We start from the raw sequence: 20,849 nt of genomic DNA on the forward strand, positions 1-20,849 counted from the left end.
TGACGCCGACTGGTATCGTGAAGCATTGCAGGACAAGGGCATCACGCCATGCATTCCTGGCCGGAAATCCCGAGGCAAGCCCGTCACATACGATAAACGCCGCTACCAGCGGCGCAATCGTATCGAGATCATGTCCGGCAGGCTCAAGGACGGGCGCCGCGTCGCGACCCGCTACGACAGGTGCCCGAAGGGCTTTCTGTCCGCCATCGCTCTCGCCGCAACTGTCATCTTCTGGCTTTGAAAATTAACGAGACTGGAGCCTAGGCATAGCCTTATGTGCAAAAGCGAAATCTTGACCTGCTTTGCACACGCAGCGACGTTTGATTATTATGAGATAATGGTTAGGTATGGTGGAACTTCGATAGGGGGATCACAACGATACGGTCGCGCTTGTCTTCCGCAACAAGGGCCGCGACCTTTTCGCGAACCGTGCGATAGGCACTGTTGTGCTGATATGAAGATAGCGCGTCGTCAATCAGACGCAATTCGTCCTCGGTAAACAATCGGGCCAACAACATTTCTCCGATTACTGCATTAGATTAAGTAGCAGGGCATAAAAGATCGATCATTAACAATTTGCACGAACTGCATTCACCACGCTTTGACTGTTGCCGACAAGTAAGGTATCTGTGACCCTGCGACATCCCGCGCATCGCACGAAAAGGCGCCCGTCGGGCACCGTCAAGCCGACGGCGTGAAGCGGCGCATGGTCAGTTCGATGACCTCCTCGTCATCGGGAACCGGGATCGCGCTTTCCAGCATCACCTTCTGCATCTTGCCGTCTATCTCAATCAGGCCTCCAGCATATTGTGCCATCTGTTCCTGTGTCATCTCGGTCGTGGCCCGGATCCGGATATAATCGGCACCGGTATCGACGATCTCTCCCGACAGTTCGGGGCCGCCTTCCAGGGTCAGGGTCGCATTGGTCATCATCCACTCCTTGTCACCATGCTTGTATGCACTACCCATCCAAACGCGCGTCGGCGCGAATGGGTCCGGGGTCCGCCCGGCACATGCCGCGACGTTCGCTTGCCGATGCGGGAGGCGGAGGCAATTCATGTCGGGCCTGGCTCTGCATAACCAAAACCCTTCGCAGGCAATCCAACACTCGCAGACGGAAGACTAAAAAATACTGCCGTATAGGATCCGTAACAGGCTTCGCATGCACTGAGAGTGCATATCTTCATATGGACGATCCGAAAGCTTACCGCTTGCCCACCGGCGTGTGGCCGCGCTGTGCGACTAGGCTGGCGCGGACATGTGGCTGTGTCTTCCGACCGCGGCCACCGATGATCATTTCCGCCAGTGTGCCACGCTGATCCGGACGCTGATGCCCGCGCCGCGGCACGTCTATGTCGAATACAGCACCAAGACCTGGGACTTGTCGGGCACGCCCCAGGCGCATTACTGCGCCGAGCAGGGCCGCCTGGCCTTTGGCACCGCCACGGGGTCCGAGTTCCGCAACTGGTACGGCATGCGCGCCACCCAGATGGCGCAGGCCTGGCGCGCGGTCTGGGGCAACGACACCCGGCTGCACACCGTGGTCCAGCACCAGGCCGATTGGGTCGGCGGCGAGGCCGACATCCTGGTCGCCCCGCTGTGGCGGGACCGCAGCGGGACACGGGGGCTGCCGACCTATGTCGCGCCGCATTCGGTGATCGACATGCTGACCGTGCATGCCCAGGTCGACGGCGGCATGGCCTATGGCGCGCGCGTGGCCCAGATCGACGGCTGGCGCACGACCCTGTCGCAAAGCGCGGCGTTCGATCGCATGCGCGACCAGATGCTGACGGGCGCGAACTGGGCGGCCGATCATACCGTCAGGGCGCTGACCCCCAAGTGCACGCCTATCTGGCTGCGCAGCCGGCCATGACGCCCGCACCCGTTCAGCCGGCACCGGTCACGCCCGCACCGGTCACGCCGACGCCCACCCCCGCGCCGACCCCAGCACAACCCGCGCCCGTCACCCCGGCTCCTGCGCCGATCCAGCCTGCACCCGTGCAGCCGGCACCTGTCCAGCCCGCGCCGGTCGCGCCGCTGCTGCCCACGGGCTATCGCGCCGTGCAGGACTTTACCATCGACCGCGCGCTGTCCTTTGACTGGAGCAGCGCGGGAGGCATCAACATCTTCCTGCCGAACTGGGCCGGGGGCGACCGGGGCAACGGCGTGGGCGGCAGCCTGGGCACGCCGGCCCGCGTCACCTACAACACCGACAAGTCCGTCTCGATCAGCGCAGCGATGGAGGGTGGCCAGTGGCGGAACGGTGCGATGCAGCTGAACCGCCCGTCCGCCGCCATCGGCAAGTGGGGCGCGGTGGTCACCAGCCACACCAGCAGCGCCGTCAATGCCTTCTTTACCCACGCGGACAACGGCAAGGAGCTTGATTTCGAACTGGTCAAGCGCAACGGTGTGATCGGCTGGGCGCCGGCCGTCCACATGCCCCGCACCGGGGGTGGCCGTGCATCGTCCGACCGCCGCACGCTGGCGCTGGGCGAGTTCAAGCCGGGCGTGCCGCAGCGCCTGGAGTTCGAGCTGTTCGCCGACCGCTGCGTGTTCTCGATCGATGGCAAGGTGTTCGAGACGGTGCGCCATGCCGACATGGCGTCCGGCTTCATCTGGGACCTCACGACGAGAATGGCGACGCTGACGACGATCGAACGTCATGCCGCCTGGGCCGGCTGGACTACCGAGGACTATGCCCGCGAAAGCCGGATGACCATCCACGGCTTTGCCCTGCCCACGATGCCCTGACGGTCAGACGCCAGGGAATGAACCATGCCCCGCCATCGTGCGGGGCATGGTCTATTGCATGGGATGGGTCCGAATCCGGTGTCAGGCCGCCGCAGGCAGGGCGTCCGCCCGCGACAGGCGCGGGGCGACCGGGTTCGCGGCATGGTGATCGACCAGATGCGGAAAGTCCTTGGCCAGCTTCAGATCCTTGGTCATCTGCAGACTTTCCGCGACCAGCACGGTCCCGGCATCATCGGCCTTGACCGAGAGCCAGCTGTGATCCTCGACCAGGATATGGAAATAGCTGCGGCCGTCGATCAGACCGCGTTTGCTGCTGACCGCGCCGGCCTCGACGTTGAAGCCGTCGACCTGCACGCCATGATTGGCCGAAAGACGAACGCCGGCGACGATGCTGGGACGGTCGCGGAACTTCGTCGGCTGCCATGATCCGACCGACAGGACGCGCTGCGGCCCCTTGGAGGTGGTGACGATGTCGCCGGCCTGGATGGTCTCGACCGTGACCCATGCGTTGTCCGCCAGGATCAGCGTGCCTTCGCAAAAGCACGGACCGCCGATGTTCTGCGGCGGGTTGGATCCGACATCGTCGCCGCCGCGCGTTCCCAGATACAGCAGGGCAAGCGGGATCAGCGCCAGCCAGTAATTGGGCGCATTGCCAACGGCCGCGACGGGCGTGGCGGCGGGGGKGAATTCCACGATGGGCGCCACGTAACCGCCTGCATAGGCCGCAACGGAACTGCCGAAGGCCGCGACGCCGGCCGTCAGCGCCTGAAGCAGGCGACGGGACGATTTTGCAGAACCCTGGGAAACGGGGTCGTCACGGCCGAAGCGGTTGCCGTCGGCCGGCGCGGTGCGCTTATCGCTGATACGCATACTGTGCGATCCAATTCACTTGTGACTGATTGTCGCGCAAGATGAACGCCCTCTGCTGCCGATAAAAGCGGCAATTTAAGGCGAGAATTGGGCAGTAACGCAATTCAGGGTTTAGTTAAGTGTCATTACAGTGGGTTGAATATTCAGATGCCTGTCCAATTATACAGGTGGTTCCTTTTCGCCGAAACGCCCGCGTTCGGGTGTTTATACCCAAGCGCCCCACATTCAGCCAAAGCACGATACTGCGCGGCAATTTCCTTCGGAATCAGTCGACATCGCGGTCTTGCTGCGCTGACCGCCCCTGGCCCACGACTGTCCGGTGGTTGTCAGCGCCTTTTCTAATGGCAGGCGCTGATAACGACTGGCAGGCGGAAGGAGTGAAATCAGAACGACAGTGGATGACGCTCAAATTTTCCAATGAACAGCGCGCACTTTTTAGAATGCGCATCAGCCACGACAATACCAAGATGATGATCCGCAATTCACCGACAATTACGGTGCAGGTATCGGCGGCATAATATTTTCGGATTGTATTTAGCGCGCATCGCCTGTCAGGCACTGCGCCCGGCATTGGTGCGGGACGCACCATTCGATGCCGTCAACGCGAACGGGTCCGGCTTTGGCCGGACCCGTTCGGATCGTGGAGTGGATGGGTCAGGGACGCGCCTTGACGACCTGCAGCAGGGGCATGACGTCGGACATGTCCGGGCCATGCGCCTGGCCGGTCACGGCCTTGCGCAGCGGCATGAACAAGCCCTTGCCCTTGCGGCCCGTGGCCTCCTTGACCGCCGCGGTCCATTCGCCCCAGGTCGCGTCTGTGAAGGGGCCCGCAGGCAGCAGGGTCATGGCCTTCGCGATGAAGTCGGCATCCTCGGGGTCGATCTGGGGCTCTGCACCCTCGCTGAAGATCCGCCACCAGTCGCCCAGGTCGTCCAGGCGCGTGATATTCTGGGACGCCACGCGCCAGAAGCGTTCGGCCTGATCGTCCGGCACGCCCAAGGCCGCGATGCGGTCGGCCACCGCCGCGAAGGGCAGCGCCTGGTTGCGTTCGCGCGTCAGCGGCCACAGATCCTCGGCATCGAACTTGGTGGGCGATGCGCCGAACTGGCCCAGATCGAAGGCCTCTGCCAACTCGTCCAGCGAGGCCAGCGCGACCGGCACGCCCGACCCCAACCGCGCCATCAGCGCGATCAGCGCCTCGGGGGCCACGCCCGCCTCGCGCAGGTCCTTGAGCGACAGGGCGCCGATGCGCTTGGACAGTTCCTCGCCCTTGGCGCCGGTCAGCAGGCTGTGATGGGCAAAGGCCGGGGGCGTGCCGCCGATGGCCTGGATGATCTGGATCTGGGTGGCGGTGTTGGTCACATGGTCCGACCCGCGCACGATATGGGTCACGCCCATGTCGGTGTCGTCCACGCTGCTGGCAAAGGTGTACAGCACCTGGCCGTCGGCCCGGATCAGCACCGGATCGCTGACGGATGCGGCGTCGATCGAGATGTCGCCCAGGATGCCGTCTGTCCATTCGATCCGGCTCTGGTCCAGCAGGAAACGCCAGTATCCCTCGCGCCCCTCAGCACGCAGGCGATCCTTGTCGGCATCCGACAGCGACAGACCGGTGCGGTCATAGACCGGTGGCTTGCCCATGTTCAAAAGCTTCTTGCGCTTCAGGTCCAGCTCGACCGGGGTCTCGAAGACTTCGTAGAGGCGGCCTGAGGCGCGCAGCGCGTCGGCCTCGGCGCGATAGCGGTCCATGCGCAGGGACTGACGCTCGACCCGGTCCCAGTGCAGGCCCAGCCATTCCAGGTCGCGCTGGATGCCGTCGACATATTCCTGCTTGCTGCGTTCCTGGTCGGTGTCGTCCAGGCGCAGGATGAAGGTGCCGCCGGCCTTGCGGGCGATCAGATAGTTGAACAGCGCGGTGCGCAGGTTGCCGACGTGGATATGGCCGGTGGGCGAGGGCGCGAAACGGGTGATGGTCATGGGGCGTCTCCTGTTGCTGTTGCTCTTTCACAGCCGGGCATTTTTGTCCATATCGGGGGGACCATGCAGGAGGCGCTGGAATGAGTGACTGGAACGGCCGCACGGCCCCCGACGCGGCCGAGATCGAGGCCATGGCCCGGCACGCCATGACCACCCTGCCCCCCGAATTCCGCGAAGCCGCGGCACAGGTCGCCATCCGCGTCGCCGAATTCGCCCCCGAGGACGTGCTGGACGAGCTGCAGATCGACGATGCGTTCGACCTGACCGGCATCTATGACGGCATCCCCGTGACCGAGAAATCGATCAGCGACCAGCCGGGCGGGCCGGACATCATCTGGCTGTACCGCCGCCCGATCATGGACGAATGGGCGTCGCGCGGCGACGTGACCCTGGGCGATCTGGTCACCCATATCGTCACGCACGAGATGGCGCACCACTTCGGCTGGTCCGACGACGACATCGCCACCATCGACCGCTGGTGGGAATGAGATGAGCGGTCAGGCCCCCATCCTGACCGTCACGCTGAATCCGGCGCTGGACCTGTCGACCGCCGCCGACAGCGTCGTGCCCGACCTCAAGCTGCGCTGCGACAAGCCGGTCGTCGATCCGGGCGGCGGCGGCATCAATGTCAGCCGGGCGATCAAGATTATCGGCGGCCAGTCCACCGCAATGGTGGCCCTGGGCGGCGCGACGGGCCAGCGCATGGCCGACATGCTGAAGGCGGCGGGACTCAAGGTGCTGCGCCTGACCGCGCCGGGCGAAACCCGCCAGTCGCTGGCCGTCACCGACCGCGCGACGGGCGGGCAGTACCGGTTCGTCATGCCCGGCCCCGAATGGCACATGACCCAGCTGGCCAGCACCATCGCCGCCATCGCCGAGGCCGCGTTGGCCGGGGGCTGGGTGGTCGTGTCGGGGTCAAACCCGCCGGGCATCGCGCCGGGGTTCGAACAGATGCTGACCGTCAGGCTCAAGGACGGGCGGGCGCGGCTGCTGGTGGACACGTCGGGGGAAGCGCTGCGCGCCCTGGCGGGGTCGTCTATTCCCGTCGACGTGCTGCGCATGGACAGCCACGAGGCCGAGGGCCTGGCGGGCCGCCCCCTGCCCCTGCGCAGCGACAGCGCCGAATTCGCGGCGGGGCTGGTGCGCAACGCCTGGCATGCCGCGGCGGCGCCGGTGCGCGTGGTCAGCGCCGTGGGCGCGGGCGACAGCTTCGTCGCGGGCTTCGTGCTGGCGGCGGCGCGCGACTGGCCCATGCAGGAGGCGCTGGCCCTTGGCGCGGCGGCCGCCTCGGCGGCGGTCATGACGCCCGCGACCGAGTTGTGCAACGCCGCCGACGTCCGCCATTTCTATTCACAGCGCATCGTGACGCGGCTGTAACAAAAGAGGCCGCCCGAAAGGGCGGCCTTGATCGTCGATGCGCGCAGGTTTCAGGCGGCTTCGGCTTCCTCGGCCTCGGCGGCCATGCGGCGCTCGCTCTCCTCGCGCGACAGCGCGACCGAGGTGCGCACGCCCTTGGACACGAATTCCATCAGACCCTTGACCACACGCTCGTTCGGGTCGATCCCGGCGCACGACAGCACCTCGCGTCCATCGCGCGAGCGCGCCCAACGGGCGATCTGTTCGGGGCCGTTGCCGTATTTCTTGTCATCCGCAATGGCATCATCCAAGGCTGCCAGCACCACCGCTGCAAACAGCTTGCGGGCACGCTGGCCCTGTTCGAAATTGAAGGCCGAGCCGTCGACAAAATCGCGCATCTTGTTTTCGTCCATTCTCTTGCGGCCCCGATCGGGAGTCAGGGCCTTATGGGAAAACTTGACGTTTCCCCTGTTTCTTGAATCCGCTTCTCTGACGGTGCCTGCTGCCTTAGCCGTTCGGCCCGCCGATTCGGTATCCCTTCACTCGCATGTCTGCCATGTCCTTACTGCATGTCGCGCAAATTGCGGGAAAAATCGTGACCCCACTGCGCCAGTGACGTGGCGATGATCTTGTTGGCACCTTGACAACGCCGCAGTTCCGTTCTGGTTGCCTGATGCCGCAGCCCTCGATATAGGGGGCCAGAATTGTCGTTCAACGGCTGGCAATGCCAGGACGGCCCGAAATTTCCGCAAACGCACGAGACCCATCCCATGCCCAAGATCAACGGCAATGAAATCCGCCCCGGCAACATCCTGGAACATGACGGGGGCCTGTGGGGCGCCGTCAAGGTGAACCACGTCAAGCCCGGCAAGGGCGGCGCCTTTGCCCAGGTCGAACTGAAGAACCTGCGCGACGGTCGCAAGCTGAACGAGCGTTTCCGCAGCGAGGACAAGGTCGAGCGCGTCCGCCTGGACCAGAAGGACCAGCAGTTCCTGTACGAATCCGACGGCAAGCTGGTCTTCATGGACAGCGAGACCTTCGAGCAGACCGAACTGGACGCCGACCTCTTGGGCGACCGCCGCCCCTTCCTGCAGGACGGCATGACCGCCACCATCGAGTATTACGGCGAGGAGGCCCTGTCGGTCTCGATCCCGCAGAAGGTCACCTGCACCGTCGCCGAGACCGAGCCGGTCGTGAAGGGCCAGACCGCCGCCAACAGCTACAAGCCGGCGATCCTGGACAACGGCGTGCGCATCATGATCCCGCCCTTCGTGGGCGAGGGCGAGGCGATCGTCGTCAACACCGAGATGTTCGAATACAGCGAACGCGCCTGATCCACGGCCCGACCTGACACGCGCGCCCCGCAGGCCCCCTGCGGGGCGCGTCGCGTTCTCACCTTTGCGTGAACGCGCTGATGGGGCGTGGTGCCGGGCATCGCTTCGCGGGAAAGATCGCACAAACCCCGAAAAAGGAGATGCCCGTGACCGTCCTGTCCCGCCGCCACCTGATGCTGACCGCCGCGGGCGCCGCCGTCGCGATGCCGTTCCTGGGCCGCGGCCTGGTCTTTGCCCAGGAACCGGCCGCCGCCGCGATCCCGGCCTTTCTGCCGACCGTCCATACCCGCACCCTGGGCAACACCACCGTCACCACCATCGCCGACGGGCATTTCGACTTTGCCAAGGATCTGGTCGTCAACCTGGACGATGCGGCCTATGGCGCGGGCCTGCGTGCCGCCTATCTGGACCCCGAACAACCGATCCGCGTGCCGGTCAGCGTGCATCTGATCCGCCAGGGCGATCAGCTGACGCTGGTCGATGCGGGCGGCGGGTCGGCCTTCGGCCCCACCACCGGGCATCTGGCGGCCTCACTGACGGCATTGGGCGTGACACCCGACCAGATCACCCGGATCGTGATGACGCACCTGCATCCCGACCATGCGGGCGGGTTGGTGGGCGATGCGGGCGCGGTCTTTGCCAATGCCGCGCTGCACGTCAACGAGGATGAACTGGCCTTCTGGACCGACGAGGCGACGGCCAGCGCCGCGCCCGCCGATGTCCAGCCCTTCTTCGCGCTGGCCCGCGGGGTCCGCGACGCCTATGGCGACCGCGTCCAGACCTTTGCCGGAGAGGCCGACCTGGGCGGCGGCGTCACCACGATGGCCCTGCCCGGCCACACGCCGGGCCACAGCGGCCTGCGCCTTTCGGATGGCGACGCACAGATGATCATCCTGGGCGATGCCGCCGCCCTGGCCGCGTTGCAGTTCCGCCACCCGGATGCCGGCGTGGCCTTCGACACCGACGCAGGCCAGGCGGCCACGACCCGGCGCAACCTGCTGCAGATGGTCACCGCCGACCGGATCGCGGTGGCGGGCACGCACCTGCCCTTTCCCGGCATCGGCCATGTCGAGGCGCGCGGCGACGCCTTTGCCTGGGTGCCCGAGGACTGGTTCGCGACCCGCGCATGAACAGCGCCCTGAACCTGACGGGCCGCCTGCTGATCGCGGTCCTGTTCATCGGCGGCGCGCTTCAGAAGGTCGGCGACCCGACGCAGGTCATCCGCATGATCGAAAGCCTGGGCCTGCCCGGCATACTGGTCTGGCCGGTCGCGGCCTTCAACCTGGTCGCGGGCATCTGCCTGATCCTGGGACCGCGCGTGCGGACCTGGGCGCTGCTGCTGGCGGTCTATTGCATCGGCACCAGCTGGTTTCACTGGCAGCTGCGCGCCGACCCGTGGCAGGTCACCATCGTGGTCAAGAACTGGGCCGTGGCGGGGGGCCTGCTGATCCTGGCGGCGCAGGGTCCGGGCCGGTGGGTGCGCTGGCGCTAATCGAACAGCGACAGCTGGGCGGGGCCGTCATCGGGGGCCTCGAACCCCGACAGCGTCACGCCCAGCAGGCGCGCGCCGCGCGGATCGGGCAGCACGCCCGCCGCCAGATCGCGCGCGATGGACAGCAGCTCGTCCTGCGAGGTCACCGCATGACCCAGGCTGCGGGCGCGCGTGATCTGCTGGAAATCGCTGAACTTGACCTTCAGCGTCACGGTCCGCCCGCGCAGGTCGTGGCGCACGACGGCGGACCAGACCTTGGCGGCCAAGGGCTCCAGCGCCTCCTGCGCGGCGTCCAGCGCCATGATGTCGGCGGAATAGGTGTTTTCCGCCCCCACGGACTTGCGGATGCGGTCGGGGCTGACCCTGCGGTGGTCGATGCCCCGCGCGATGTTCCAGTAATAGCGCCCCGACTTGCCGAACCGCCGCAGCAGGAAATCCAGGTCCTGCGCATGCAGGTCGGCCCCGGTGGCGATGCCCATCGCCTGCATCTTGGCCGCCGTCGCGGGCCCCACGCCGTGGAACTTGCCCACCGGCAGGGACAGCACGAAGCCCGGCCCCTGTTCTGGCGTGATCACGCACAGACCGTCGGGCTTGTTCTGGTCGGATGCCAGCTTGGCCAGGAACTTGTTGTAGCTGACGCCCGCGCTAGCGGTCAGGCCCGTGGTTTCGCGGATGCGGGCGCGGATCTGGGACGCGATCTTGGTCGCGGTGCGCCCGTCAAGGTAATCGGTCACGTCCAGATAGGCCTCATCGAGGGACAAAGGCTCGACCAGGGGGGTGTAGTCCAGGAAGATGTCGCGGATCTGCTGGCTGACCTGCTTGTAGACGTCGAACCGGTGCCGCACGAAGATCAGGTCGGGGCACAACCGGGCCGCCGTCACTGACGGCATGGCGGACCGCACCCCGAACACCCGCGCCTCATAGCTGGCGGCGGCCACGACGCCCCGCGCGGCGGACCCGCCCACGGCCACCGGCTTGCCGCGCAGTTCCGGAAAATCGCGCTGCTCGACCGAGGCAAAGAAGGCATCCATGTCGATATGGATGATCTTGCGCGGCCCCGGCGCGGGGTCGGTCACAGCGGGAACAGCCGCGCCTCGCCGGCCTGCATCTCGGGGGCCACGCGGTCGTGGCGGACATGGGCGATGGCCTGACCGCCGGACTGGGTGAAGACCGCGCCGACCTCTCGTCCCTCGGCGGTGATCGGCGTGCCGACAGGGGCGGCACCCTCGATCCGCAGCACGGTCAGGCCCTTGCGCAACTCGGTCTTGTGCTTCATCCGCGCGGTGACCTCTTGACCGACATAGCAGCCCTTGCGGAAATCCACGCCGTGCAGACGCTCGAACCCGGCCTCCAGGATATAGGTGTCGTTCGGGATCAGCTCGACCAATGTCTCGGGGATGCAATGCGCGACGCGGATGGCGTCCCAATCCGTGCCGTCATCCCCCGCCGCGCCGTAATGCCGCCAGCCCAGGGCCGGATGCCGCGGGTCGGCCACCGCGCCCTCGGGTGCGGGACCGGTGCCGCGTGCGACGGGCATGTCCACAAGGTCCAGCGCGACCTTGCTGCGCAGCTTGTACATCGACAGGCGGCGCAGCAGATCCTCGGCCAGCCGCGCATCCACGTCGATCAGCAGCGCGTCGCCGTCGGGCACGACCAGGAAATCGGCAAGGTACTTGCCCTGCGGCGTCAGGATCGCGGCCCAGACCGGGGCACGGGCCACATCGTTGGTCACCAGCCCCTGCAGGAAAGGCAGGCGGTCCTCGCCGGTCAGGCGGATGATCTGGCGGGTCATTCATTGTCTCCGAATTGCAGCGCGACAAGGCGGGCATAGGCGCCGCCCTTGGCCATCAACTGGTCATGGCTGCCCTGTTCCACAACCCGTCCCGATTCCATCACGACGATCTTGTCGGCGTTGCGGATCGTCGACAGGCGGTGGGCGATGACCAGCGTGGTGCGTCCGCGCGACAGATGGTCCAGCGCATCCTGGACCAGACGTTCGCTGGCCGTGTCCAGGGCGCTGGTCGCCTCGTCCAGCAGCAGCACAGGTGCGTCGCGCAGCAGGGCCCGGGCGATCGCCACGCGCTGGCGCTGTCCGCCCGACAGGGCCGACCCGCGCGGGCCCACGGGGCTGTCCAGCGTGCGGCCATCGTCCAGGAAGTTGCTGACATTCGCGGCCTTCAGCGCGGCCTGCAGGTCGGCATCGGATGCGTCGGGGCGGCCCATCAGGATGTTGTCGCGCAGGCTCTCGTCGAACAGGGCCGATTCCTGGGCCACGGTCGAATACTGGTCGCGCAGCACGCCCAGGTCATAGTCGCTGACCGGCGCACCGCCCAGGCTGACCAAGCCGCGGTCCGGGTCCACCATCCGGGTCAGCAGGTTGAAGACCGTGGACTTGCCCGCCCCCGACGGTCCGACCAGCGCGGTGGTCTGGCCGGCCTTGGCGGTGAAGGACAGCCCGTGCAGCACGACCTGCCCGTCATAGGAGAGCCAAACGTCGTCCAGAACGATCTCGGTCGTGTCGGGCGGCGCGGTACGGGGCCCGGACACGACCGTCGGACGGGTGTCGAAGACGTGATAGATGCGCTCCAGGCTGGCGGCGGCGGTCTGCCAGACGCCGGCGATCCCGCCAAGGCGGCGCATCGGCTGGAACGCCAGCGCCAGCGCGGTGAAGAACGCCATGAAGTCGCCGACGCTGCGGTCGCCGTCCATCACCTGGTTTCCGCCCAGCGCCAGCACCGCGACGAAGCCGATGCCCGTCACCACGTCGGTCAGTGCCGGGATCACGCTGGATGTCGCCGCGACCTTGGTCTCGGATGCCCGGATGCGGGACACGATGGCCGCAAAGCGGGCGGTCTGGTCCGCCTCGGCCCGGTTCAGCCGGATCGAGGCGATGCCGTGCAGCACCTCGTCCAGCCGGGTGGCGCGCAGGCTGGCGTTTACGCGGTTCTGGCGCACCTTGCGGCGGATGTATCTCTGCACCATCGCGGCGGGCATGATCAGGATCGGCGCGCCCACCAGCGCCCCCAGCGTCCAGATCGGATCGATGCTCAGCGCCACCCCGAACAGCATCACCAGGCTGATGGCGTCGCGCGTGGCCCCCGTGATCAGCGTGGCCCAGACCCCCTGGACCGCCATCGTGTCGCCCTGGATCCGCTCGATCATCGCGCCGGGCGAATTGTCTCGGAAGAACCGGCTGTCCAGCGTCAGGATATGCGCCAGCAGCTGCGTCTGCATCGTCGTGGACACCGCCAGCGAGATCGTCGTCAGCAAGGCCCGGCTGGCCACCAGCGTGACCGCCCGCAGCAGGAAGATGCCGAAGATCGCCGCCCCCACCCACCAGATCGCACCCGGCTGCTTGCCGATGAAGACCAGGTCGAACAGCGGCTTCAGCATCCAGCTGATCAGCGCCAGGGTGGACCCCTCCAGCGTCATCAGGAAGAAGGCCAGCGCCATCTTGCCCCAGTGCTGGCGCAGATAGTCGTCCCACAGCCGCCGCAGCAGGCCCGGCACCTTGGACGCATCCGGGGCGGGCGGCACGGTCGCGCCGCGCGTCGCGGCGGCAATCAATCGGGAGGGGCTGTCCTGGCGCGGGTCCACGTGTCTGTCGGGCCTTTCGGTCGCGGGCGCGGGCGCCCTTTTCGATCACGCCCAGCCATACCCCTTTCCGACCTTGCGCCACAAGGCCACCCCCCGTTGACGCGGACGGGGTGTGGCCGTACCGATCTTGCACGATGTGAAGGAACGCTTGCGATGAGCCTTGCCCCCGGACCCGACCTGATTGCCATTCCCGGACCCTCGCCGGTGCCGGCCCGCGTGCTGAACGCGGCGCACCGCGCCTCGCCGGACATCTATGCCGACGATCTGGCGCAGGTGAACCTGCAGGTCATGACCCAGCTGAAGCGCCTGGCGGGGACGCGGGCGAACCTGGCGCCCTATATCGGCAACGGCCATGCCGGCTGGGAGGCGGCGTCGGCCAACATGTTCGCCCCCGGCGACCTTGCGCTGGTGCTGACCAGCGGCCATTTCGGCCGGTCTTGGGCCGAGATGACCGAGGGTCTGGGCGTCTCGGTCGAGCGGCTGGACTTCGGCGCGCTGGCCCCCGATCCCGCGCGCCTGGCGGCCCGCCTGGCCCAGGACCCGCAGGGCCGCATCCGCGCCGTGATGGTGTGCCAGACCGACACGGCCAGCGCGACCCTGGCCGACATCCGCGCGATCCGGACAGCGATGGGCGATCACCCGGCGCTGCTGGTCGTGGATGCCATCGCGTCTTTGGGCTGCGCGCCGATGCGGATGGACGACTGGGGCGTCGACGTGCTGATCGCCGCCAGCCAGAAGGGGTTGATGTGTCCGCCCGGCACGGTCTTCGTGTGGTTTTCCGACCGGGCGGCGGCGCGCGGGCGGACGTCGCTGACGTCTCCGTGGTGGGACTGGAACCTGCGCGCGGGGTCGGACGCGCTGTGGCGCTGGTGGGGCGGCACGCCGCCCGTCCAGCAGATCTTCGCACTGTCCGAGGCGCTGACGATGATCCTGGACGAAGAGGGGCTGGAGGCAACCTGGGCGCGCCACGACCGCCTGGCCCGCGCCACCTGGGCCGCGGTCGACGCCTGGTCGGTCGGCGGCGACATCCGCCTGTCGGTGGCCGATCCGGCCGCCCGCGCCTGTTCGGTGACCGCGGTGACGCTGCCCGGGGCCGACGCGCTGCGGGCTTGGGTGACGCGCGAATGCGGGGTGACACTGGGCGTGGGCCTGGGCGCGCCCGACCCGTCGGGTGCGCTGCGCATCGCGCATATGGGCCACACCAACGCGGGCGTCCTGCTGGGCACGCTTGGCGCGATCGAAGCGGGGCTGACAGCCCTTGGCATCCCGCACGGCACCGGCCCATTGGAGGCGGCAGCGGCCAGCATCGCCCGTTCGGCAGGAACCGCCGACGGCGGCCGGCACTGACGCGCCGGGCCGCCGAAGGCAGGCCCGGCGTCACCGAACGGCCCCGCGCCGTCAGGCGCCACGCGCGGCGGTCGACCGTTCGGACCGGTGCGACTGCGTGCAGGTGACGGGCGTTCGCCTCAGGTTGGATACGACACCAAAAGGTGGCCTTTACGCAGCTTCGTTGGCTGCGACGCGCGCCAAGGTCACCACCGTATCGCCATAGCTGCGCCGGTCCAGCAATATGACTCCAGGGGGCAGCGTAGGCGCGCGCGATTCTTCCCAGATGATCCACGCCCCCGCGCCGATCCAGTCGCCCTGCATGGCAGAGGCCAATGCGACCTCTCCGCGTCCCTGGCCATAGGGCGGATCAAGGAACACGACGTCGAACGTCGGCCCCGCATGCCGCCCCAGCTTGGTCGCATCGCGGCGCAGCAGGCTGGCTTTGTCCTGCACCCTGGCCTTGGTGACATTCTGCCGCATCAGGACGTGAGCGCGGGCGCCGTCGTCGACCAGGGTCGCGTGGGCCGCACCCCGCGACAATGCCTCCAGCCCCAGCGCCCCGGTCCCGGCGAACAGGTCCAGCACCCGCGCCCCCGGCAGCGGATTGCCGTGCGTGCCGTTGATCAGCAGGTTGAAGATCGCCTCGCGGACGCGATCGGTCGTGGGGCGCAGATGCGCCGCCGGATCGCCTGCGCCAAGGTCTGCCAGCTTCAGGCCGCGCAGCGTGCCGCCGACGATCCTCATGATGGCGTCCCGCGGTGGCGGCGGGGGGCATCCTGCCCCCCGCACCCCCCTGGGCCGATCTGCGAACCGGACCCGGTCATGCCATCAGCGCCTTGAGGTCCGCGACGGTCGATATCGCCGCCGGGTCCGGACTGATCCCGCCCTCGATCAGGCGCTTGCCGATCATGTAGGCGCGGGCGTCGTTCAGCGCATCGACCGCGATCAGGGTCCCCTGCCGGTAATACCAGACCGATGCGGCGTGATCGCTCTGCCCTGCCCGCGTGACGACCTGATCATGACCCGCATTCAGACCCGCGATCTGCAGCTTGGCATCGAACTGGTCCGACCAGAACCATGCCTTGGGCACATAGTCCCGCGTCAGCCCCAGCATGTTGTCGGCCACGCATTCCGCCATGTCGATCGCCCCGCCCACGCTCTCCAACCGCAGCCGCCCGCCCTGCCAGGGCGTGCTGGCGCAATCGCCCGCGGCCCAGATCAACGGATCCGACGTGCGGCCGTGCAGGTCGGTCGCGATGCCGTTGTCCAGATCCAGCCCCGCCGCGCCGGCAAGCGCGGTTTCCGGCAGCACGCCGATGCCCATTATCACCAGATCCGCGTCGATCTGCCGGCCGTCGGTCAACGCGACCCCGGTCGCCCGGTCGTCTCCGGTGATGCGGCTGATCCCTGTGCCTTCCAGGATGGTGACGCCGTGCGCCCGGTGCAGCGCGCGGATCAGGTCCGCGGTCTGGGCGGCCGCGACGCGGCCCAGGATGCGCGGTGCCGCCTCGATCAGCGTGACCTCCAGGCCCAGCTTGCGCGCGACTGCCGCCGCCTCCAGTCCGATATATCCGCCGCCGATCACCACCAGGCGCCGCCCCTCGCGCATCTGCGGCGCCAGCGCGTCGACATCGGCCAGGGTGCGGATCACATGCGTGCCGGGCAGGTCGCCGCCCATCGCCGCGGGCAGGCGCCGCGGCGCCGCGCCCGTGGTCAGCGCCAGCGCGTCATAGAAATACGTGCCCCGATCGGTCGTCAGGACCTGCCCCGCCCTGTCGATGGACAGCGCGGTTTCCGACAGGTGCAGCGCGATCCCCTGGTCGCGCCACCATTCGGGCGCGCGCAGCGTCAGGCGGTCCAGCCCCATCTGGCCCAGCAGATAGGCCTTGGACAAGGGCGGGCGCTGATAGGGGGCGGCGGGCTCGTTTCCGATCACGGTCAGCGGCCCCTCGTGGCCCTTGGCCCGCAGCCGCGCCGCCATCGACGCTGCCGCCTGCCCCCCGCCCACGATCACGATGCGCATCTGCCGCCTCTCTGGTCTGTTCACCGGAGGCACCCTATAGTCGCTGCGAATCCGTTGCAATTCAGGAGAATGCGATGACCATCACCGCCGGGGACACGCTGCCCCAGGGCCAATTGCTGCGCGTGGGCGAGGCCGGCCCCGAGACCGTCGACACCGCCGATCTGATGCAGGGCAAGGTCGCCCTGTTCGGCCTGCCGGGCGCCTTCACCGGCACCTGCACGAACGCGCATATGCCCAGCTTCGTGCGCAGCGCCGACGCGTTTCGCGCCAAGGGCGTGTCGCGCATCGTCTGCATCACCGTGAACGATCCCTTCGTGGCCAAGGCCTGGGCCGATCAGACCGGCGCGACCGAGGCCGGGATCGAGGTCCTGGCCGATGCCGACGGCAGCATGACCAAGGCCCTCGGCCTGGACTTCACCGCCCCTCCGGTCGGCTTCTTCGGCCGCTGCAAGCGCTTTGCGGCCTATGTCCAGGACGGCGTGGTCAAATCGATGGATGTCGAGGACAGCCCCGGCACCTGCAGCGTCAGCGCCGGAGAGGCCCTGCTGGAAAAGGTCTGACCGCAGACCCATGGCACGACACCGGGGGGTCCGGGGGGCTGGCCCCCCGGCCCTTCGCGGGACGCAAGGGCCCACTCACGGCGACGGATCGCCCTTGCGGAAGGGAGTGAACTCGGCCAGCGCCTCGATCTCGGCGCCCATCGCGTCGCGTTCCTGATCCAGGTAATTTTCCAGCGCGCGCAGGAAGCCCGGATCGCGCACCCAGTGCAGCGAATGGATCGGCACCGGCTCATATCCGCGGGCCAGCTTGTGATCCCCCTGCGCCCCTGCCTCGACCCGGCCCAGCCCATGCGCGATCGCATGGTCGATGGCCTGATGATAGCACAGCTCGAAATGCAAAAAGGCGTGATCCGCGACGCAGCCCCAGTAGCGGCCATAGATCGCGTCCGGCCCCAGGAAGTTCAACGCCCCCGCGATGGGCCGGCCGTCGACCTCCGCCAGCACCAGCAGGATGTCGTCGCGCATCGTGTCCTGGATGCGGTCGAAGAAGGCCCGCGTCAGATAGGGCTGCCCCCATTTGCGCGCCCCGGTGTCCTGATAGAATTCCCAGAACGAGTCCCAGTGATGCGGCCTCAGGTCGTCGCCGGTCAGGTGCCGGATCGTGCCGCCGAACGCCTGCGCGCGGGCGCGCTCCTTGCGCAGATCCTTGCGCTTGCGCGAGGACAGCGCCCCCAGGAAATCGTCATAGCTGGCATAGCCGCGGTTCAGCCAATGATACTGCTGCGTCACGCGCGGCAGGAACCCCGCCGCCTCGCCCAGATCGGCCTCGTGCTCGGTGCAGAAGGTGACATGCGCCCCCGACACGTCCAGCCGCTCGGCCACCTGCATCAGACCCGCCAGAAGGCCCACGCGGGCCTCGTCGTCGCGGGCCAGCAGGCGCGCGCCGGTGGCGGGGGTGAAGGGTACCGCGCATTGCAGCTTGGGATAATAGCGCCCGCCCGCCCGCGTATAGGCCTGCGCCCAGGCATGGTCGAAGATGTATTCGCCCTGGCTGTGCGACTTGGCATAAAGCGGCGCCGCGGCGACGGTCTGCCCGTCGCGCTCCAGCGTCAGGTGCAGCGGCTGCCACCCCGTGCCGGTGCCCACGGATCGGGACTGCTCCAGCGCGGACAGGAAGCGGTGCGTGGTAAAGGGATTGCCGTCGCCCAGAGCGTCCCAGACCTCTGGGTCGATGGCGGCGATCGAGGGATGGGTGGTCAGGGTCATCATGTCGGTCATGCCCCGGAAGATAGGGTGCGGGGCACGGCTTGTCAGGGCCCGCCGGTGTCGCGGGGCGCCGCAGGTCGGCGCCCCTTTGGTATTTGTGCAGCGAAATGGCGTCAGATCGCCGCGCGATAGCCTTCGAAGGTGATGTTCGTGGCGACGCGGCGGGCGGCCTCTTCCTCGGCGGCGCTGCGGATGGTCCAGGTCAGCACCGGAACGCCCTGTGCGCGCAGCGCATCGACGCGCGGATTGTCCAGATCGTCCTTGTCATGCGAAATGAAGCACGCCCCCACCGCGTCGAAATCGCGGATCTGGGCCAGCTCCTCGCGCCGGGCGGGCGCGACCTGCGGCCAGTCGCCCTCGGGGAAGGCGCAGGTGGTCAGGCCCACCGGCACGTCCGGAGCCGCGGCGCGGAAGGCCGCGATCATGTGCGGGTTGAAGGACATGACCGCCACCGGCCCGTCATAGCCCGACAGCATCTTGGCCACGCGCGTGGACAGCGGGCCGACATCGGGCCCGCAGGCGCCGTCCTGGTCCTTGATCTCGATCAGCAGCGGCACCTGGCCCGCGACCAGGTCAAGGAACCGGGCCAGCGTCGGCACCGGCTCGTCCGTGCCCAAGAGACGCAGGCCGGCCAGTGTCTGCGCGTCGGTCGCGCCGATCACACCCTCGGCCCCGGTCAGCCGCTTCAGCCGATAGTCGTGAAAGACCAGCGGCTCTCCGTCCGGGCCGGGCTGGATGTCGCATTCGATGCCGTAGCCCGCCTCGATCGCAGCGCGGGCTGCGGCCAGGCTGTTTTCGGGAACCCCCGCGCCATGCAGGCCGCGATGGGTGATCGGCACGGTCAGAAAGCGCGGGTCCAGCATCAGCGGACCTCGAAGACGGCTTCGATCTCGACCGCGACGCCGAAGGGCAGCGAGGGCGCAGACACCGCGGCGCGCGAATGACGCCCGGCCTCGCCGAAGACCTCGACCATCAGGTCGGAACAGCCGTTGATGACCTTGGGCTGATCGGTGAAATCGGGGGTGGAGTTCACGAAGCCGGTCAGCTTGACCACCCGCGTCACGCGGTCCAGGTTGCCGATCGCGGCCTTCAGCTGCGCGATCAGCGCCAGCCCGCAGCGGCGCGCGGCGGCGGCGCCGTCCTCAAGGCTGGTCGTGTCGCCCAGCTTGCCGGTGATCAGGCCGTTGTCATCCGCGCTGATCTGCCCCGAAATGAAGACCAAGTTGCCGGTCTGCACGAAGGGGACATAGTTCGCCGCCGGCATGGGTGCTGCGGGAAGGGTGATGCCTTTTTCGGCCAGGGTCTGTTCGACGCTCATGGGATCCTCGCTTGGTTTCGCCCGGACCCTAGCGCGGGTCGCGTCAGGCGACCAGAGCCTCGGCGCGTTTCAGGTCCACGCTGACCAGCTGGCTGACGCCCTGCTCGACCATGGTGACGCCGAACAGCCGGTCCATCCGGCCCATCGTCACCGCATGGTGGGTGATGATCAGGAAGCGCGTCTCGGTCCGGCGGGTCATCTCGTCCAGGAGGTCGCAGAAGCGGCTGACATTGGCATCGTCCAGCGGCGCGTCGACCTCGTCCAGCACGCAGATCGGCGCGGGATTGGCCAGGAAGACCGCAAAGATCAGCGCCATCGCGGTCAGCGTCTGCTCGCCGCCCGACAGCAGGCTGAGGGTCGACAGCCGCTTGCCCGGTGGCTGGCACATGATCTCCAGGCCCGCCTCCAGCGGGTCGTCCGATTCGACCATCACCAGACGCGCCTCGCCGCCGCCGAACAGCGTCGTGAACAGGGTCGCGAAATTGGCGTTCACCGTCTCGAAGGCGGCCAGCAGGCGCTCGCGCCCCTCGCGGTTCAGGCTGCCGATGCCGGCGCGGAGTTTCGCGATGGCGGCCTCAAGGTCGGTCTTCTCGGCGGCCAGCCCGTCGCGCTCGGCCTCCAGCGCGCGCTTGTCCTCGTCGGCACGCAGGTTGACCGCGCCCAGGGCCTCGCGCGCGCCGCGCAGGCGGGCGATTTCCTGCTCCAGCCGGTCGACGGGGGCGGTCAGGTCGATCTCGCCCAGGGCGGCGCGCAGCTGGTCGGGGCTCTGCTCGGTCTCCTCGCGGATGCGGGCGCGGGCCAGGGCCTCGGCCTCGCGGGCGGCCTCCTGGCGGGCCTCGCGCGCGGCGCGGGCCTCGCGTGCCTCGCCTGCCTGCCGCTCGGTTTCGCGCTCGGCCAGGGCGGCGGCGCGGGCGGCGTCCTCGGCGGATGTCAGCGCGGCGCGGGCCGCCGTCAGCCGCGCCTCCAGCTGCACCCCGCGCGTGACCAGCGCCTCCTCCTGCTCGGCCAGGATGGCGGGCTGGTCCTGCGCCTCGGC

At 68.0% G+C, this 20,849-nt stretch carries 22 protein-coding genes and 1 pseudogene; 10 read left to right on the forward strand and 13 right to left on the reverse strand.

Going from position 1 to position 20,849, the window contains the following annotated elements:
- On the forward strand, positions 1–241 hold a 241-nt coding region (locus GBO37_RS13155), incomplete at its 5' end, for a transposase (RefSeq protein ID WP_252929477.1).
- A gap of 440 nt (positions 242–681) precedes the next feature.
- Here GBO37_RS13155 and GBO37_RS13160 read toward each other — a convergent pair.
- Positions 682–933, reverse strand: a complete 252-nt coding sequence (locus GBO37_RS13160; RefSeq protein ID WP_252929479.1) for a DUF3237 domain-containing protein — start codon at positions 931–933, stop codon at positions 682–684.
- A 325-nt stretch (positions 934–1,258) separates the two neighbouring features.
- On the opposite strand from GBO37_RS13160, the gene GBO37_RS13165 reads away from it, so the two are divergent.
- Positions 1,259–1,873, forward strand: coding sequence for a hypothetical protein (locus GBO37_RS13165; RefSeq protein WP_252929481.1), 615 nt, complete (start codon positions 1,259–1,261; stop codon positions 1,871–1,873).
- Positions 1,870–2,751 (forward strand): hypothetical protein, encoded by an 882-nt coding sequence (locus tag GBO37_RS13170; protein ID WP_252929483.1) that lies wholly within the window; start codon positions 1,870–1,872, stop codon positions 2,749–2,751. Before GBO37_RS13165 ends, GBO37_RS13170 begins: the two co-directional genes overlap by 4 nt.
- 81 nt (positions 2,752–2,832) lie before the next feature.
- On the opposite strand, the gene GBO37_RS13175 is transcribed toward GBO37_RS13170, so the two are convergent.
- Entirely contained in the window at positions 2,833–3,621 is a 789-nt protein-coding gene (locus GBO37_RS13175) for a Hint domain-containing protein (RefSeq protein WP_252929484.1), read from the reverse strand.
- 654 nt (positions 3,622–4,275) lie between these two features.
- On the reverse strand, positions 4,276–5,598 hold the full coding sequence (gltX, locus tag GBO37_RS13180; RefSeq protein ID WP_252929485.1) for a glutamate--tRNA ligase: 1,323 nt from the start codon (positions 5,596–5,598) through the stop codon (positions 4,276–4,278).
- Between the two features lie 80 nt (positions 5,599–5,678).
- Here gltX and GBO37_RS13185 point away from each other — a divergent pair, with 80 nt between their 5' ends.
- Entirely contained in the window at positions 5,679–6,086 is a 408-nt protein-coding gene (locus GBO37_RS13185) for a metallopeptidase family protein (RefSeq protein WP_045981063.1), read from the forward strand.
- A gap of 1 nt (position 6,087) precedes the next feature.
- Positions 6,088–6,975 (forward strand): 1-phosphofructokinase family hexose kinase, encoded by an 888-nt coding sequence (locus GBO37_RS13190; RefSeq protein WP_252929486.1) that lies wholly within the window; start codon positions 6,088–6,090, stop codon positions 6,973–6,975.
- 50 nt (positions 6,976–7,025) lie between these two features.
- On the opposite strand, the gene GBO37_RS13195 is transcribed toward GBO37_RS13190, so the two are convergent.
- Complete coding sequence (locus GBO37_RS13195) at positions 7,026–7,352, reverse strand: DUF6280 family protein (RefSeq protein WP_042251710.1); 327 nt, start codon at positions 7,350–7,352, stop codon at positions 7,026–7,028.
- A 372-nt stretch (positions 7,353–7,724) separates the two neighbouring features.
- Here GBO37_RS13195 and efp point away from each other — a divergent pair, with 372 nt between their 5' ends.
- From efp to GBO37_RS13210, 3 genes are all read left to right on the forward strand, one after another.
- Complete coding sequence (gene efp / locus GBO37_RS13200; RefSeq protein ID WP_042251708.1) at positions 7,725–8,288, forward strand: elongation factor P; 564 nt, start codon at positions 7,725–7,727, stop codon at positions 8,286–8,288.
- Between the two features lie 146 nt (positions 8,289–8,434).
- Complete coding sequence (locus tag GBO37_RS13205; protein ID WP_252929487.1) at positions 8,435–9,418, forward strand: MBL fold metallo-hydrolase; 984 nt, start codon at positions 8,435–8,437, stop codon at positions 9,416–9,418.
- A complete protein-coding gene (locus GBO37_RS13210; protein WP_252929488.1) occupies positions 9,415–9,780 on the forward strand; it encodes a DoxX family protein in 366 nt (121 codons plus the stop codon). Before GBO37_RS13205 ends, GBO37_RS13210 begins: the two co-directional genes overlap by 4 nt.
- Here the strand turns inward: GBO37_RS13210 and dinB are convergent.
- Genes dinB through GBO37_RS13225 form a run of 3 tightly spaced genes read right to left on the reverse strand, consistent with a single transcriptional unit; the run spans position 9,777 to position 13,233 of the window.
- The gene (dinB, locus tag GBO37_RS13215) at positions 9,777–10,856 is read right to left on the reverse strand and encodes a DNA polymerase IV (RefSeq protein WP_252929489.1); all 1,080 of its coding nucleotides are present in this window, start codon (positions 10,854–10,856) and stop codon (positions 9,777–9,779) included. The genes GBO37_RS13210 and dinB overlap by 4 nt on opposite strands.
- Entirely contained in the window at positions 10,853–11,572 is a 720-nt protein-coding gene (locus tag GBO37_RS13220; protein ID WP_252929490.1) for a folate-binding protein YgfZ, read from the reverse strand. The genes dinB and GBO37_RS13220 overlap by 4 nt, the downstream gene beginning before the upstream one ends.
- Entirely contained in the window at positions 11,569–13,233 is a 1,665-nt protein-coding gene (locus GBO37_RS13225) for an ABC transporter ATP-binding protein (RefSeq protein WP_139598554.1), read from the reverse strand. The genes GBO37_RS13220 and GBO37_RS13225 overlap by 4 nt, the downstream gene beginning before the upstream one ends.
- Before the next feature lie 297 nt (positions 13,234–13,530).
- Here GBO37_RS13225 and GBO37_RS13230 point away from each other — a divergent pair, with 297 nt between their 5' ends.
- Positions 13,531–14,724: an alanine--glyoxylate aminotransferase family protein gene (locus tag GBO37_RS13230; protein WP_252929491.1), complete on the forward strand. Its 1,194-nt coding sequence runs from the start codon at positions 13,531–13,533 to the stop codon at positions 14,722–14,724.
- A gap of 150 nt (positions 14,725–14,874) precedes the next feature.
- Here GBO37_RS13230 and GBO37_RS13235 read toward each other — a convergent pair whose 3' ends face one another.
- Positions 14,875–15,450, reverse strand: a complete 576-nt coding sequence (locus tag GBO37_RS13235; protein ID WP_148911472.1) for an RsmD family RNA methyltransferase — start codon at positions 15,448–15,450, stop codon at positions 14,875–14,877.
- Positions 15,451–15,526: 76 nt separating this feature from the next.
- A complete protein-coding gene (locus GBO37_RS13240; protein ID WP_252929492.1) occupies positions 15,527–16,729 on the reverse strand; it encodes an NAD(P)/FAD-dependent oxidoreductase in 1,203 nt (400 codons plus the stop codon).
- 74 nt (positions 16,730–16,803) lie between these two features.
- Between GBO37_RS13240 and GBO37_RS13245 the strand changes: the two genes are divergently transcribed.
- Positions 16,804–17,289 (forward strand): peroxiredoxin, encoded by a 486-nt coding sequence (locus GBO37_RS13245; protein ID WP_127897835.1) that lies wholly within the window; start codon positions 16,804–16,806, stop codon positions 17,287–17,289.
- Positions 17,290–17,364: 75 nt separating this feature from the next.
- Here the strand turns inward: GBO37_RS13245 and GBO37_RS13250 are convergent, their stop codons facing one another.
- The 4 genes and pseudogenes from GBO37_RS13250 to GBO37_RS13265 form a co-directional block, all read right to left on the reverse strand.
- A complete protein-coding gene (locus tag GBO37_RS13250) occupies positions 17,365–18,507 on the reverse strand; it encodes a GNAT family N-acetyltransferase (RefSeq protein ID WP_045981053.1) in 1,143 nt (380 codons plus the stop codon).
- Between the two features lie 101 nt (positions 18,508–18,608).
- Entirely contained in the window at positions 18,609–19,358 is a 750-nt protein-coding gene (locus tag GBO37_RS13255) for a glycerophosphodiester phosphodiesterase family protein (protein ID WP_252929495.1), read from the reverse strand.
- Complete coding sequence (locus GBO37_RS13260) at positions 19,358–19,813, reverse strand: RidA family protein (protein WP_045981051.1); 456 nt, start codon at positions 19,811–19,813, stop codon at positions 19,358–19,360. Before GBO37_RS13260 ends, GBO37_RS13255 begins: the two co-directional genes overlap by 1 nt.
- Positions 19,814–19,856: 43 nt before the next feature.
- Positions 19,857–20,849 (reverse strand): annotated as a pseudogene (locus GBO37_RS13265) (chromosome segregation protein SMC); the annotation flags it as partial.

The organism is Paracoccus sp. 08, assembly GCF_024105395.1.
GTDB lineage: Bacteria > Pseudomonadota > Alphaproteobacteria > Rhodobacterales > Rhodobacteraceae > Paracoccus > Paracoccus marcusii.

Bases quoted from the DNA above. Each gene is read 5' to 3' on its own strand.
- GBO37_RS13185 (WP_045981063.1), top strand. From the start codon at position 5,679: ATGAGTGACTGGAACGGCCGCACGGCCCCCGACGCGGCCGAGATCGAG.
- GBO37_RS13165 (WP_252929481.1), top strand. From the start codon at position 1,259: ATGTGGCTGTGTCTTCCGACCGCGGCCACCGATGATCATTTCCGCCAG.
- GBO37_RS13160 (WP_252929479.1), bottom strand. From the start codon at position 933: ATGATGACCAATGCGACCCTGACCCTGGAAGGCGGCCCCGAACTGTCG.
- GBO37_RS13190 (WP_252929486.1), top strand. From the start codon at position 6,088: ATGAGCGGTCAGGCCCCCATCCTGACCGTCACGCTGAATCCGGCGCTG.
- GBO37_RS13235 (WP_148911472.1), bottom strand. From the start codon at position 15,450: ATGAGGATCGTCGGCGGCACGCTGCGCGGCCTGAAGCTGGCAGACCTT.
- GBO37_RS13240 (WP_252929492.1), bottom strand. From the start codon at position 16,729: ATGCGCATCGTGATCGTGGGCGGGGGGCAGGCGGCAGCGTCGATGGCG.
- GBO37_RS13245 (WP_127897835.1), top strand. From the start codon at position 16,804: ATGACCATCACCGCCGGGGACACGCTGCCCCAGGGCCAATTGCTGCGC.
- GBO37_RS13170 (WP_252929483.1), top strand. From the start codon at position 1,870: ATGACGCCCGCACCCGTTCAGCCGGCACCGGTCACGCCCGCACCGGTC.
- efp (WP_042251708.1), top strand. From the start codon at position 7,725: ATGCCCAAGATCAACGGCAATGAAATCCGCCCCGGCAACATCCTGGAA.
- GBO37_RS13250 (WP_045981053.1), bottom strand. From the start codon at position 18,507: ATGACCGACATGATGACCCTGACCACCCATCCCTCGATCGCCGCCATC.
- GBO37_RS13255 (WP_252929495.1), bottom strand. From the start codon at position 19,358: ATGCTGGACCCGCGCTTTCTGACCGTGCCGATCACCCATCGCGGCCTG.
- GBO37_RS13230 (WP_252929491.1), top strand. From the start codon at position 13,531: ATGAGCCTTGCCCCCGGACCCGACCTGATTGCCATTCCCGGACCCTCG.
- GBO37_RS13225 (WP_139598554.1), bottom strand. From the start codon at position 13,233: ATGGCGCTGGCCTTCTTCCTGATGACGCTGGAGGGGTCCACCCTGGCG.
- GBO37_RS13195 (WP_042251710.1), bottom strand. From the start codon at position 7,352: ATGCGCGATTTTGTCGACGGCTCGGCCTTCAATTTCGAACAGGGCCAG.
- GBO37_RS13210 (WP_252929488.1), top strand. From the start codon at position 9,415: ATGAACAGCGCCCTGAACCTGACGGGCCGCCTGCTGATCGCGGTCCTG.
- GBO37_RS13260 (WP_045981051.1), bottom strand. From the start codon at position 19,813: ATGAGCGTCGAACAGACCCTGGCCGAAAAAGGCATCACCCTTCCCGCA.
- GBO37_RS13220 (WP_252929490.1), bottom strand. From the start codon at position 11,572: ATGACCCGCCAGATCATCCGCCTGACCGGCGAGGACCGCCTGCCTTTC.
- gltX (WP_252929485.1), bottom strand. From the start codon at position 5,598: ATGACCATCACCCGTTTCGCGCCCTCGCCCACCGGCCATATCCACGTC.